This window comes from Methylobacterium sp. Leaf99, from assembly GCF_001422375.1.
Taxonomy (GTDB): domain Bacteria; phylum Pseudomonadota; class Alphaproteobacteria; order Rhizobiales; family Beijerinckiaceae; genus Methylobacterium.
Map to the genome: position 1 here is coordinate 171526 of NZ_LMMU01000007.1, position 14024 is coordinate 185549.

Below are 14024 nucleotides of genomic sequence, written 5' to 3' on the forward strand. Positions count from 1 at the left end.
CTTGGCATCTGCGAAGACAGGGTTCATCCTGCCGGTGACCCGCGAAAGGATGCGGCGTCTTCGGGAGATGGGCCATGGTGTCCGGCAAGTGCTTGATCAAATCCGCCTGGGTCGCCGTCGAGGTCGGGCGTGAGCGCTGCGAGCGGGTGTTGGTGGTGGAGACCTACATCGCCGTGAGCCCCCTGGAGCAGAACTACGACGCCGCCCGCTACGACGGCATCGTCGCCGAGGTCCGCCGGGTGCTCGCCGCCAATCCGTCCCTCGACCGCGCCTCGATCCTGAGCATGCACCGGGACACCAAGAGCATTTCGCTGTTCAAGGCCGAAGCCGCCGCCGCCTGAGCCGGGCGGCGTCCTACCTCGGGCGAGGGAAGGGCTTCCTCGATTGGCGTGAAGCGCCCCGGTCCCCCCTCTCCTGGAAGGCTACAGGATTCACACAACTGCGAATGGGCCGATTCCATGCAGCGTCAGGCATCCGGACGGGGGCGGGAGGCGCACCGGGGCTCCCTCTCCTGGAAGGAGAGGGTTGGGGTGAGGTGTGCGAACTCTCCGAATAAGTCCCACACCTCACCCTGTCCCTCTCCTTCCAGGAGAGGGACCCGTTGGCGCCGCGCCGCCCGGACGGATAGACACGGCGCTCCGTTCGCGTCCCGGACCACCGCCATGCTCGAACCCTTCCGCGCCATCGTCGACGGCGACGAGCCGCCGCCGCCCGGCGCCCGCGCGCCCTCCGACGAGGAGCTGACCCGCGCCCTGCAGGTGCTGCTGAAGAGCCAGTGCGTCTATTCCGGCACCCCTGGCATCGGCCGGACCTACGACCTCGCCCGCCACTACGCGCCGTTCTTCCAAGGCTACTTCGCCTGCCTCGGGTACGGTTTCGAGGTCTCGCACCGCGACCAGATGGTGTTTTTGCGCGTGCCCGCGGACGGCGTGCGCCACGACGGCCAGGCCGAGCGCCTGCGTAAGGACGAGACCCTGGTGCTGCTCGCCCTGCGGCTCGCCTACGAAGAGGGCCTGCGCGATCACCGCGTCACCACCGAGGGGGTGGTCGAGTGCACCACCGACGACATCGCCGAATCGATCCGCACCGCCACCCGCAGCGACCCTCCGGAAGAGACCCGCCTGTTGGAGATTCTGCGCCTGTTCTCCCGCAAGGGCGCCCTGCGCCTGGGCGAGCGCGACAAGACCGAAAAGCTCACGCCCCTGATGGTCCTGCCCGGCATCGGCGTGCTCTCGCCCGACGCCTGGATGGAGCATGTCCGGGCCTGGGCTTCCGCCGGGGATGACGCGGCCTGATCGGTCCGGCCGGCTTGCCTCGCCGCCCCCGCCCATGCGACCGAAGGCCCGACGATCCTTCGCTGCGTGACAAGACGATCCGGCCTTCGTGTATCGCCTCACCGACATCGCCCTCTCGAACTGGTACCTGATCCGGCGCGAGCAGATCCGCATCCGCGGCGCGACGGCCCTCGTCGGGCCGACGGGGGCGGGCAAGTCGACGATCTTCGACGCCGTCGGCACGGTGCTGGCCGGCAACAACGCCAGCCGGCTGGCCCTCAACGCCTCGGCGTCCGGCCGCTCCGCCCGCACCGTGCGCGATTACTGCCTCGGCTGGATCAGCGACCCGGCCGAGGGCGGGCGACCGACCCGCGAGGCCTGCGAGACCCTCATCGTCCTGGTGTTCGAGAACCCGGTCTCGGGCCGCGTCGTCTCCGTCGGGCTGGCGCTCGCGGCACGGGCCGAGGACAGCCGCGAGACCACCCTGTCGCGCTTCGTCTGCACCGGCCACCGCTTCGAGATTGCCGACTACGTCCGCGAGACCCCGGACGGCTCCTTCGTCGCGCCCTGGACCGAGATCGCCAAGGACCTGCGCATCCGCTCCGAAACGTTCGAGGAGTTCCGTGCCTCGGGCGAGCGCTTCACGGCGGAGGTGCTCGGGCTCCTGCGCGAGGGCGCGCCGGTGCCGGAACCCCGCCACTTCCTGCGCACCTTCTCCAACGCCGTGGCGTTCAAGCCGATCTTCGATTCCTCCGCCTTCGTGCGCTCCTTCGTGCTGGAGCCCGAGCCCCTCGATGTCGCCCGCATCCGCCAGTCCGTGGAGAACTGGCGCCGCCTGCTCGAGACCATCGAGGAGCTGGAGCGGCGCCTGTCGCATCTCGGCCGCATCCTCGCCCGCTACGAGACCTGGGCCGAGGCGAGCCTGTCGGCCGCCCTCGACGACCTGCGCGCCGCCGGCGCCGATCTCCGCCGCCGCGTGGTCGAACACACCACCGCCCGCACCGGCCTCGCCGATGTGGCCGAACGCCTGCGCATCGCCCGTGAGAGCGTGACGACGAGCCAGGGCTTCGTGCGCGACATCGACGGCGAGATCGCCGCCAAGAAGGCGATGATGGCCGGGACCCACGCGCAGGGACGCCTCGCCGCCTCCGATGCCGGCCTGTCCGTTCTCACCCGCGATCGACGCGACCTGACCCTGCGGGTCACCGGCCTCGTTGGCCTGATCCACGACGTAGCACGCCTGTCGGCGGTGATCGGCGAAATCCGCCGCATCGACGCGGGGGCCGCCCGCTTCGTCGAGGCCTGCACCCGCGCGGGGCTCCGCCGCGAGGCCCCGCCGGAGGAAACCCTGCGCTCGGACGGTCCCCTCGGGGGCCTGGTGGCGGGGCTCATCGACCTGCCCGACATCGCCGGTCCCCTCGACACGGCGGCCGAGGACATGGCCCTGCGCGCCCGCGCGGCGGAAACGGAGGCGCAGGCCCTGTCGGCGCCCTTCGCCGGCGGCGGGGCGGCCAAGGGCGCGCGCCTGTCCTCCGACGTGGCGGCGTTCCGCGACGAACTCGCCCGCCTCGGCATCGACGCCGTGCCGGTCTGCGAGCTCGCCGAGATCGTCGAGCCGAAATGGGGCATGGCCCTGGAGGGCCTGCTCGGCGGCGCCCGCGAGGCCCTGGTGGTCCAGCCCGACCGCCTGAACCAGGCCTTCGCCCATCTCGAAGCCCGCAAGGCGCAGTTCTACCGCTGCCTTCTGGTGAAGACCACGGACACGGCCCGGCGCCGGGGCGGACGCTACGACGACGGCCCCCTCGGCATGATCGAGACCCGCGATCCCCATGCCGAGGCGTTCCTCGCGGCGCGGCTGGGGGGCTACGACCTCGCCCCCGACGATGCGGCCCTTGCCCATATGAGCCGCGCCGTGGCCCCGAGCGGGCGCTCGACCTCCGGCATGGCCTATTCGGTCGTCCGCCCGGTCCAGCTCATGATGACGCGGGGCAGCCGCGGCCCGACCGAGGCCGGCCGCGAGGCCATGGAGCGGGCGGTGGCCGAGGCGCGGCGCCTGCGCGGCGAGGCCGGGGTCCTGCGCGAGGCCGCCCGCATCGCCGCCGGGCTCAGGCTCCGTCTGGCCGAAGCGCCCATCGATCTGCCGGCCCTGCGGGCCGAGTGCGACGCCCTCGAGGGCCGTCGCCGCAGCCTCGCCACCGAGCGCGAGAGCGTCGAGAAGGCCGATACCGGCGCCCTCGAAGCCGAGCTCAAGGAACTCGCCAAGGAGCGCTCGGCCTACCTCACCGAGCTCGTGCAGGTGCTGGAGCCCAAGCGCGACGCCCTGCTCGGCGAGGAAGCCGGCCTGAAGGCCAAGGTCGCGTCCTCCCGCGAGGCCGCGCGCGCGGCGCTCGGTGCCCGGCGCTCGGCCCATGCCCGCTGGGTCGGCGGCGACACCGTCCGCATCCGGCTGGTGCGCCCCGAGGGGTTCGATCCGAGGGCCGTGGCGAAGGCGCGCGCCGACCTCGCCGGCCTCGACGCCAAGGAACTCGGGGCCGCCGCCGCGGCCGCCCGCAGCGCCGCCCGCGAGGCCCTGGAGACGGCCCGCACGCAAGGGCGCACCGCCGAGCGGGATCTCGCCGAGTATTGCGTGCAGTGGCGCATCGACAATCCCCTCGGGCGCGGCGACGCCCCGGCCTCGTTCGGCTACGGCTGGACCCGGCGCGCCTACGACGAGGTCGCGGGCCACGAGTTGCGGCGCTACCGCGACCAGGCCGTGCGCGCCGAGGGCGAGATGCGCCGCCTCATGACCGAGGATCTGCTGACGCGCCTCGCCGACAAGTTCGAGCGCGTCCGCGCCCGCCTCGACGCCCTGAACGAGCGCCTGTCGAGCCAGACCTTCACCGGCCAGACCTACGCCTTCGAGGCCGCCGTCGACCGCCGCTACGCCGCCGTCCACGCGCTGGCCACGGAAGTCGCGCGTTCGCCCGACGCGGCGCAGGCAATCCTGCCGGGCGAGGGCACGACGCCCCCCGACGGCCCGCTCTCGGCGGCCATCGAGGAGATCTCCGCCCTCATCGCCGGCGAGGAGAGCGCGGCGCGGCTGGCCGATTACCGCAACTACTTCGTCTACGAGATCGGCATGCGCGACGCCGCCGGCAACCGCACCACCATGTCGAACCGGGCCCTGCGCGGCTCCGGCGGCGAAGCGCAGGCGCCGTTCTACGTCGCCATCGCGGCCTCCCTCGCCTCGGCCTACTATCCCGGCGACCGGCCCGGCGACGAGAATCCGGGGCTGGGCCTCTGTCTCCTCGACGAGGCGTTCTCGAAGCTCGACGTGCGCAACTCCCAGGCCCTGGTCGATCTCTACCAGGCCTGGGGCCTGCAGCTTCTCATCGCCGCGCCCGAGGACAAGCGCACGACCCTCACCGAGGTGATGGACACCATCGTCACCGTCTACAAGAGCCCGGACCTCAAGGGCGTGCGCATCGAATCCGAGCACCCCCTTGAGGCCGCCAAGCGCGCGCTGGCCGCCATCAACCCGGAACGCCAGGGGATCGAGGGGTTTCGCCTGCCCGGTGCTGCGGCGTGACATCGGTTCTATTCAGCGGAAGCGCGCACCGGCCGGTGTCAGACGCGACGCGCTCCCTCTCCTGAAAGGAGAGGGTTGGGGTGAGGTGTGCGAACTCTCCGGAGAATCCACACACCTCACCCTGTCCCTCTCCTTCCAGGAGAAGGGACCCGCGTCTCGTTCGGAAATCCCTGCGTGGAAGGTCGTTCCGGTTGCGCCCAGGGCGCGGCCGAGAGGGCGCGGGCGAGGTAGTCGGCGAGCGCCGTGACCCGCGCCGGGCGCGGATCGCCGGGCGGCGTCATCAGGTGGAGGGCGATGGGCGGGGCCGACCAGCCGGGCAGGACCCGTTCCAGGCGCCCGGCCGCGAGGTCGTCCCACAGCATGAAGTCGGGCTGGACGGCGAGGCCGAGCCCGGCCCGCAGGGCCGGCGCCAACGCATCGGCGTTGTTGGCGCGTAGCGGCCCGCCCGGAATCACCACGGCCTCGGTGCCGTCCGGGCCGAGGAAGCGCCAGCGGTCGGGGCTCGGCAGGTAGGCGTAGCCGAGGCAGGCGTGGCGGGCGAGGTCGTGCGGATGCGTCGGCCGGCCCTGCGCGTCGAGATAGGCCGGCGCGCCGACGAGGGAGCGGTGGACCGTGCAGAGCCGGCGCGTCCGCAGGGACGAATCGGCCAGCGCCGCGATGCGCAACGCGATGTCGAACCCGCCGCCGACGAGGTCGACGAGGGCGTCGCTGAGATGCAGGTCGATGGTTAGGCCCGGATGCGCCGCCAGGAAGTCCGGCAGCAGGGGCGCCACGTGCGTCACCCCGAACGACATGGGCGCGGCGAGCCGCACCCGCCCGCGCGGGGCCGCCGCCCCGTCGCGGGCCTCAGCCTCCGCCGCTTCGCCCTCGGCGAGGAGCCGGGCCGCGCCGTCCCGCGCGGCGAGGCCCGATTCCGTCAGCGCCAGCTTGCGCGAGGTCCGGTGGAACAGGCGGGCGCCGATGCGGGCCTCCAGGCGTCCCACCGCCTTCGACACGGTGCCGGGCGAGACCCCGAGGTCGCGGGCCGCCTGCCCGAACGAGCCGGTCTCGGCCACCTTGGCGAACACCGCCCAGGCCTCGAAATCGGGGAGCTTCATATGCGCATTCCGGAAACGATGTGTTTCCATCGTTTCCGTTTTCGCGCGTGTCGGCAAGGGCCATGTTGTTTCCAGCAGAAGGAAACGGACCCATGACCGCCAGCGACATGACCCATCACGGCCTCCACCACGTCACCGCCTTTTCCGGCTCGGCGGCGCGCAACCTCGGTTTCTACACGGAGACCCTCGGCCTCCGGCTGGTGAAGAAGACCGTCAATTTCGACGATCCCGGCACCTACCACCTGTATTACGGCGACGAGACCGGCCGGCCCGGCACCATCCTGACGTTCTTCCCCATCGCCCATGCGGCCCCCGGCCGGGTCGGTGTGGGCGAGACCAGCGAGACGGCGTTCCGGGTGCCGCGGGCTTCCATCGGCTGGTGGCTGCAGCGCCTCGTCGAGGCGGGCGTCGTCCACGAGGCCCCCGTCGCGGTGATGGGTGAGCCGACCCTGCGGTTGCGCGATCCCGACGGGATGATGCTGGCCCTCGTGGGCGTCCCTGATCTGGACGATGCAGCGGCCTGGACCGGCGGCGACGTCCCGGCCGAGCACGCCATCCGGGGCCTGCACGGGGTCACCCTGCTGCTCGGCGAGGCGGAGCCGACGGCCGCGATCCTCACCGAAATCCTCGGCTTCACCGAGGATGCGCGGGAAGGGTCCTCGACCCGCTACGCCAGCGGGGCGACGGAGGGCGGCTTCGTCACCCTGCGGGCGGTCGGCGAGTCCCTGCGCGGTCGCCAGGGGGCGGGCTCCGTCCACCACATCGCCTTCCGGGCGGCGGACGACGCCGCGCAGGCGGCCATGGTCGCGGCGCTGACCACGCGCCACGGCCTCGGCGTCACCGAGCAGCGCGACCGGGCCTATTTCCGCTCGGTCTACTTCCGCGAGCCCGGCGGCGTGCTGTTCGAGATCGCCACCGACGTGCCGGGCTTCGACGCGGACGAGGCCGTGGCCGACCTCGGCACCGGCCTGAAGCTGCCCGCCGGTCTGGAGCCGCACCGCGCCCAAATCGAAGCCGCCCTGCCGCCCCTCGCCTGAACCCCCCGGCCCGCATCCCCTGCGGGCCGGCCCCCGCCAAATGCATCGCCCCGGAGAGCCGCCATGACCGCGTCCGCCCCGAAATCCCTCGCCTTCGTCCACCGCTTCGAGGCGGCGACGGTGGCGGACCGCCCGCCCCTGCTCGTCCTCCACGGCACCGGCGGCGACGAATCCGACCTCCTGCCCCTCGGCCGCGAAGTGGCGCCGGGATCGGCCCTGCTGTCGCCGCGCGGTCCCGTGCTGGAGAACGGGATGCCGCGCTTCTTCCGGCGCCTCGCCGAGGGCGTGTTCGACGAGGACGACGTCCGCCGGCGCGCCGCCGATCTCGCGGCCTTCGTCGGTCAGGCGCGGACGGCCTACGGTCTCCCCGCCCCCGTGGCCCTCGGCTTCTCCAACGGCGCCAACATCGCCGCCGCCGTGCTGCTGCTGCATCCGGGCGTCCTCGCCGGGGCCGTGCTCCTGCGTCCGATGCGGCCCCTGGCCGTACTGCCGGAGCCCGACCTCACGGGCCTGCCCGTGCTGATGCTCTCGGGGGCCCTGGACCCCATCGTGCCGGAGGCGAATGCGCGGGCGCTCGCCGACCCTTTTCGCGCATCCGGCGCCGTGGTCCAGCACACGGTGCTGCCCGCGGGGCACGGCCTGTCCCGGGCCGACCTCGCGGCGGTCCGGACCTGGCTGGCGGGGCTCACGGCCTGAGATGGACGCCGGCGGCGCGGCCGGCGTCCCACCGCGGGGTCAGAAGCTCGCCACCAATTGGAACCGCACGAGGCGCGGCGCGCCGGGGCTGATGTTGTTGTTGCCGTCGGCGCTGGCGAGATAGGCGCGATCGAGGAGGTTCTCGACGTTGAGCTGTGCCCGCAGCCCATCGCCGACCTGGTAGAACAGGCCGAGGTCGAACCGGGTGTAGCCGGGCAGCCGGACGGTGTTGTCGGCCGACGCGAAGGTGTGCGTCTGGTGGATCGCGCCGACGCCGACGGAGAAGTCTGGCGTCACGGAGAACTTGTTCCACAGGGTGATGGCGTTGAACGGCACGAGGCCGATCTGGTTGCCCGGAACGATGAGGGCGGAGCCGAAGCCGCTGACGATGCGCGCATCGGTGAAACTGTACCCGCCCGCCACCTGCCACCAATCGGTGAGAGTGCCGTTCGCGCCGATCTCGATCCCCTTGGCGTTGGTCTGGCCGCTGGTGAGGAAGAACCCCGGACGGTTGGGGTCCGCCAGGCGCTGGTTGAAGCGGTCGAGGTCGTAGAGGGCCGCCGTGAGCTGGAGGGTGGGCGACACGTCCCACTTCGCGCCGAACTCGCGGTTCTCGAACCGCTCCGGCTCGGCGATGGCGAGGCCGGGCGTCAGGGCGCCGAACTGGTCGCCGGCGGACGGCAGGTAGGACACGCTGACGTTGCCGTAGAACGCCAGGGTCTCTACCGGCTTGAACACCGCACCGGCCCGCGGCGACAGCAGGTCGTCGACCCGCGTGCTGGTGATGCCGCTGCGCCGGTCCGTGGACGCGAAGTCGAAGTGGTCGTAGCGCAGGCCGCCGATCAATTGCAGATGCGGCCCGATCTCGATCTGATCCTGGGCGTAGACCGCCGCCAGGCCGAGATCGTAGCGGTTGTTGGCGCCGGACGCGAGGTTGCGGAAGCTGACCGGGACCCGCGACAGGGGCGAGAGCGGGTTGACGATGAGGCTCTGCGTCCCGGTGGTCGCGAAGACGCCGTCCTCCCGGTAGGTGATGCCCTCCTGACGGCCGAGTTCGAACCCGGCGAGCAGGGTGTGGGCCAGGGGCCCGGTGGTGAACCGGTAGGTGAAGTCGTTCTGGTTGAAGACGTTCGTCCGCGGCGTGTCGTTGTTGAACGCGCTGAGTTCGAGGGTGGTCCCGGCCGCGTTCACGGCGCCGCCCGCCCGGATGCTCGGATAGACCACCTGATACGCCTTGGCGTAGTCGGCGTACCGGACCTGGCTCCGCAGCTCGACGCCCGATGCGAACCGGTGGTCGAGGGTCGCCGTCGCGATGTGGGCGTCGACCCGGGCGTAGCTGAGGTCCGGGTTGCCGAAGAAGGTGCGGATGTTCCGGCGGTAGCGGTAGGGCCGTCCGAATTGCGAGGGAATGCCGCGGTCGGCGGTGCGGTCGTCGTGGAAGTACTCGTAGGAGAGCTTCAGGGTGGTGTCCGGGCCGATGAGCAGGGTGGCCGTCGGATTGAAGCCCCAGCGGCGCAGATCCACGTGATCCCGGAAGGTGCCGCTGTCCTCGAACAGGCCATTGAGCCGGACGAACGCCGTGTCCGAGAGGCGGTCGCCGACATCGACGGCCATGCGCCGGGTGCCGAACTGACCGCCCTGAACGACCATCTCGCGCAGTGGGAGGCCGTCGGCCTGCTTGAGCACGCGGTTGACGACCCCGCCGCCGCCGCCGCGCCCGAAGATCATCGCGTTCGGGCCCTTCAGCACCTCGACCCGCTCGACGTTGTAGAGATCGCGAAAGTACTGCGCGTCGTCGCGGATGCCGTTGACGTAGAAATCGGCGCTCGAGGTCTGGCCGCGGATCACGACCTCGTCGCGGTTGGCGGCGCCCTGATGCAGGAACACCCCCGGCACGTAGCGCAGGGCCTCGGTGACGCCCTGGAAGCCCTGGTCGCGGATCTGCTCCCGCGTCACCACGGTCACCGCTTGCGGGGTGTCGATGAGGGCCGTGTCCGTCTTCGTCGCGCTGCGCGCCCGCGTGGTCCGGTAGCCGCTCGGGCCGCCGACCCCCTCGACACTGAGTTGCTCCAGGTTGACTTCCGCCTGGGCGGTCTCGGCCGCCGCCCGTCCTTGCGCGCTCGCCCCACCGGCGAACAGGAGGCCGGCACTTCCGGCCAGGATCGCGAAGGATCTTCGATTTATAGTTCCATGCATGACGGGGCGATCTCTCCGGAACGAATTATGGTTCGTTCGATCGGCGTCCTATCCTTTGGATCGACGCACGTGATTCATGCTTAGGCATGCTATTCTGATAAATGAACCGGTATCAGCTGATAAAAGTCCGTCTCAGGTCTTGTTGAGAATGGTAATAATTCTCGGTCATTGATCAAGTGTCGCGCGGTCCAGGGCTTTTTCCCCGCACGGCGGCTTTGGCCGCGGCGCGCCGGCGGGGCGAACGGTTCGCGGTGGTGCGAAAACAACACAGGGGGCTCGCGCCCGGGATCCGCCCGTTCGCGTTGAGCGCGGCCGCCGCCCATGCTAGGCGCCGGCCCGGTGCTTCACGAAACGATTCCCCGTCGCCGGGGTCCGAAGCGGGTCATGTCCGAAGCCGGCCATGCCCCGGGCCGACCAGGACGGCGCGGCGCACGGTTCGTGAGAAACACCCGATCTCCGCTGCTGCGTTTGACCCGAGGCGTCCATGATCCCCCGTTACAGCCGCCCCGAGATGACCGCGATCTGGTCGCCCGAGACCCGCTTCAAGATCTGGTTCGAGATCGAGGCCCACGCCACCACGGCGCTCGCCGAGATTGGCGTGGTGCCGAAAGCCGCCGCCGACACGATCTGGGAGAAGGGCCGCGACGCGGTGTTCGATGTCGCCCGCATCGATGCCATCGAGGCGGTGACGAAGCACGACGTCATCGCCTTCCTGACCCATCTCGCCGAGATCGTCGGCCCCGAGGCGCGCTTCGTCCACCAGGGCATGACCTCGTCGGACGTCCTCGACACCTGCTTCAACGTGCAGCTCGTGCGCGCCGCCGACCTGCTCATCGCCGATGTCGACGCCCTGCTCGCCGCCATCAAGCGCCGGGCCTTCGAACACAAGATGACGCCGACCATCGGCCGCTCGCACGGCATCCACGCCGAGCCCGTCACCTTCGGCCTCAAGCTGGCCCAGGCCTATGCCGAGTTCGAGCGCAACCGCGCCCGCCTCGTGGCCGCGCGCGAAGAGGTCGCCACCTGCGCCATCTCGGGGGCGGTCGGCACCTTCGCCAACATCGACCCGCGCGTGGAGGAGTACGTGGCCAAGGCCATGGGCCTGTCGCCCGAGCCGGTCTCGACCCAGGTGATCCCGCGCGACCGCCACGCCATGTTCTTCGCCACCCTCGGCGTGGTGGCGAGCTCGGTGGAGCGCCTCTCCATCGAGGTGCGCCACCTCCAGCGCACGGAGGTGCTGGAGGCCGAAGAGTTCTTCTCGGAGGGCCAGAAGGGCTCGTCGGCCATGCCGCACAAGCGCAACCCCGTGCTCACCGAGAACCTCACGGGCCTCGCCCGCATGGTGCGCTCCTACGCCCTGCCCGCCATGGAGAACGTGGCCCTGTGGCACGAGCGCGACATTTCGCACTCGTCGGTGGAGCGCATGATCGGCCCGGACAGCACCGTGACCCTGGACTTCGCCCTGGGCCGCCTCACCGGGGTCATCGACAAGCTGCTGATCTACCCCGAGCAGATGCAGCGCAACCTCGACAAGCTCGGCGGCCTCGTCCACTCGCAGCGCGTGCTCCTGGCCCTGACCCAGGCCGGCGTCTCGCGCGAGGATTCGTACCGGCTGGTCCAGCGCAACGCCATGCCGGTCTGGCGCGGCGAGGGCGACTTCCTCACCCTGCTAAAGGCCGACACCGACGTCACCGCCGCCCTGAGCCCGGCGGAGATCGAGGCGTGCTTCGACCTCGGCTACCACTTCAAGCACGTCGACACGATTTTTTCACGAGTCTTTGGGGCGGCCTGAGCCGAACCGCACGAATCCTGCGTCGCGCGTCTTCCTCTAAGCGATTCAAAGGTCCCGCCCCGTGTCGAACCCCCGCATCGTCTACCTCAACGGCGACTTCCTGCCCTTCGACGAGGCGCGGGTGCCGATCATGGATCGCGGCTTCCTGTTCGCCGACGGCATCTACGAGGTCTCGGCGATCCTCGACGGGCGTTTGGTCGACAACGAGGCCCATCTCGCCCGTCTCGACCGGTCGCTCGGTGAGATCGACATCGCCAACCCGCACACGCTGGCGGAGTGGGTCGGCCTGCAGACGGAGCTGGTGGCCCGCAACGGCGTCACCGAGGGCCTCGTCTACATGCAGGTGACCCGCGGCGTGTACGAGCGCGACTTCGCCTATCCGCCGGCCGGCACCCAGCCGACCGTGATGATGTTCACGCAGGCCAAGACCGTGGCGGCCAATCCCCTGGCCGCCAAGGGTGCGCGGGTCATCACCGTGCCGGATCTCCGCTGGAAGCGCCGGGACATCAAGTCCATCGCCCTGCTCGCCCAGGTGCTGGCGAAGCAGCAGGCGGCGGCCGCCGGCGTGGCCGAGGCCTGGATGGTCGAGGACGGCGCGGTGACGGAGGGCTCGTCCTCCACGGCCTTCATCGTCACCGCCGGCGGCACCCTCGTCACCCGCCCGCTCTCCACGGCGCTCCTGCCCGGCATCACCCGGCAGGCGGTCTTGCGTCTCGCCGCCGAATCCGGCCTCGGCCTGGAGGAGCGCCTGTTCTCCGTGGCCGAGGCCCATGCGGCGGCGGAGGCGTTCTACACCAGCGCATCGGCCTTCGTGATGCCGGTGGTGGAACTCGACGGAAAACCCATCGGCACCGGCGCCCCCGGTCCCCACACCCTGCGCCTGCGCGAGCTCTACCTGGAACTGGCCCGCGCGGGCGTATAAATAAGTTACATATGGTTATAAGAATAAAAATTGGATATATCTCAAGATTTGCGTGGCTAGCTTATGGTTTATCTGTATCTTTCAGGCTTATTATTGGAGAAAATAAGCTTAGCACTCTTGCGAAAATAATTATTACAAAAATAGTCGATATAAAGCTCTGAAATACAACAAGTATCTTAAGGAAGCCAATTGGTAATATGTCGCCATAGCCAATTGTAAACTGAGTGATCGCGCTAAAGTAATAGCCATCGATAGAGTGCTTTGCGTTTAGGAGATGCTCCAAGTTTGATGAGTACATATTTCCAAATAATAATATCAATTATGCATAATTGATTACAATCATAATTACTGCTCGGTGGCTGTTCGCCACGATTTGATCTGGCCTTTTAATGTTATCAAATATTGTAAGATTGATGTTCACCTGCAAAATTTCTATTATTCTAATTAAAGAAAAGACTAGTATAAATTCTTTTAAATAACAAGGCAAAAAGCTGTGTTGAAGTAGCGACAAAAATATAAAAGATATAATTGAGAAAAAAATCCAGAATGATACATAGAGGTCGATTAAGAGGGCTCTTTTATGGGTGAATGCGCTGTTTCTAAACTCGCTCTCGTTTAATTCTCCCCGGCTTTTATACGCTGGTATAAAGAAAGATAGAATTTTCATTAAAGACACAAATTTCAATAGATTAAATAAGTATATCACAAAAACAGTAATGAATCCGGAATTTTTGCCGATTATATTAGTCATGATTAAAACTCCACTATGAGGTGTTTGTATTTGTATTTTACTATTCGATTTCCAGTTAGAAGACAATGAGTATAATCTATTTCAGCATTCATGGTGAGCAGATATATTTTATCCAACAATGCCACGCCGTTTTACTATTTTTGTATAAGTGAAATCTTTTTAAGGGATGTCTGTTTTGTGCGGCGGGGCGCAGCATTTGGCGCCTCGTGCGCCGTTGAAAATCCTATCTCTCAAGTGCGCTCTGGAACGCTTGAGTGTCGGACATGTTTTCTTTCAAATCGCAACTTTGAAATTGAAGGTACGATATGCGTTCGATCCTCACCCTGGCCGCCGGCCTGAGCCTGCTGGCGACCGCCGCCTTCGCCCAGGTAACCGCGCCGAACAGCACCGTGCCCGACAAGATCCAGCCCGATGCCGGTCCCCCCGGCACCGGCGGCACCTTGAGCGACCGCCTCGAGAAGAACGACGGCGTGATCAAGCCGCCGTCCAACACCGCCCCCGGCATGGTGGTGCGCCCGCCCGACCCGAGCCCCGGCTCGATGCCGGTGATCAAGCCCGGCGACCTGCCCGGCCGCGAGCCCGGCACGGAGGCGAAGTAGGCTTCGTCCCCCGGCGATTCGGGCCCGGATCGGCCCCTTGCTTGATTTCCGCCGGCGGATCGCGGAAAGACCCGGAGATCGTGGGATGGTCC

General features: G+C 68.3%; 11 protein-coding genes. 8 read left to right on the forward strand and 3 right to left on the reverse strand.

Going from position 1 to position 14024, the window contains the following annotated elements; translation table 11 throughout:
- The first annotated feature begins 74 nt into the window (after positions 1 to 74).
- The 3 genes from ASF28_RS11880 to ASF28_RS11890 all read left to right on the forward strand — a co-directional run bounded on the left by ASF28_RS11880 (position 75) and on the right by ASF28_RS11890 (position 4842).
- The gene (locus ASF28_RS11880) at positions 75 to 341 is read left to right on the forward strand and encodes a hypothetical protein (RefSeq protein ID WP_056092499.1); all 267 of its coding nucleotides are present in this window, start codon (positions 75 to 77) and stop codon (positions 339 to 341) included.
- Between the two features lie 321 nt (positions 342 to 662).
- Positions 663 to 1295, forward strand: a complete 633-nt coding sequence (locus tag ASF28_RS11885) for a DUF4194 domain-containing protein (RefSeq protein ID WP_056092500.1) — start codon at positions 663 to 665, stop codon at positions 1293 to 1295.
- An 88-nt stretch (positions 1296 to 1383) separates the two neighbouring features.
- Entirely contained in the window at positions 1384 to 4842 is a 3459-nt protein-coding gene (locus tag ASF28_RS11890) for an SbcC/MukB-like Walker B domain-containing protein (protein ID WP_056092502.1), read from the forward strand.
- Between the two features lie 116 nt (positions 4843 to 4958).
- Here ASF28_RS11890 and ASF28_RS11895 read toward each other — a convergent pair whose 3' ends face one another.
- Positions 4959 to 5939, reverse strand: coding sequence for a LysR family transcriptional regulator (locus ASF28_RS11895; protein WP_056092504.1), 981 nt, complete (start codon positions 5937 to 5939; stop codon positions 4959 to 4961).
- A 107-nt stretch (positions 5940 to 6046) separates the two neighbouring features.
- On the opposite strand from ASF28_RS11895, the gene ASF28_RS11900 reads away from it, so the two are divergent.
- Both ASF28_RS11900 and ASF28_RS11905 read left to right on the forward strand, forming a co-directional pair.
- On the forward strand, positions 6047 to 6976 hold the full coding sequence (locus ASF28_RS11900) for a VOC family protein (RefSeq protein WP_056094101.1): 930 nt from the start codon (positions 6047 to 6049) through the stop codon (positions 6974 to 6976).
- Between the two features lie 63 nt (positions 6977 to 7039).
- Positions 7040 to 7672 (forward strand): alpha/beta hydrolase, encoded by a 633-nt coding sequence (locus ASF28_RS11905; protein ID WP_056092507.1) that lies wholly within the window; start codon positions 7040 to 7042, stop codon positions 7670 to 7672.
- 39 nt (positions 7673 to 7711) lie between these two features.
- On the opposite strand, the gene ASF28_RS11910 is transcribed toward ASF28_RS11905, so the two are convergent.
- Positions 7712 to 9868: a TonB-dependent receptor gene (locus tag ASF28_RS11910; protein ID WP_056092510.1), complete on the reverse strand. Its 2157-nt coding sequence runs from the start codon at positions 9866 to 9868 to the stop codon at positions 7712 to 7714.
- 484 nt (positions 9869 to 10352) lie between these two features.
- Here ASF28_RS11910 and purB point away from each other — a divergent pair, with 484 nt between their 5' ends.
- Complete coding sequence (purB, locus tag ASF28_RS11915; RefSeq protein ID WP_056092513.1) at positions 10353 to 11660, forward strand: adenylosuccinate lyase; 1308 nt, start codon at positions 10353 to 10355, stop codon at positions 11658 to 11660.
- A gap of 61 nt (positions 11661 to 11721) precedes the next feature.
- Complete coding sequence (locus ASF28_RS11920; protein WP_056092516.1) at positions 11722 to 12582, forward strand: D-amino-acid transaminase; 861 nt, start codon at positions 11722 to 11724, stop codon at positions 12580 to 12582.
- 61 nt (positions 12583 to 12643) lie between these two features.
- Here the strand turns inward: ASF28_RS11920 and ASF28_RS23720 are convergent, their stop codons facing one another.
- Positions 12644 to 12880: an ion channel gene (locus ASF28_RS23720; protein ID WP_082476519.1), complete on the reverse strand. Its 237-nt coding sequence runs from the start codon at positions 12878 to 12880 to the stop codon at positions 12644 to 12646.
- A gap of 758 nt (positions 12881 to 13638) precedes the next feature.
- On the opposite strand from ASF28_RS23720, the gene ASF28_RS11925 reads away from it, so the two are divergent.
- On the forward strand, positions 13639 to 13932 hold the full coding sequence (locus ASF28_RS11925) for a hypothetical protein (protein ID WP_056092519.1): 294 nt from the start codon (positions 13639 to 13641) through the stop codon (positions 13930 to 13932).
- Positions 13933 to 14024 lie beyond the last annotated feature (92 nt).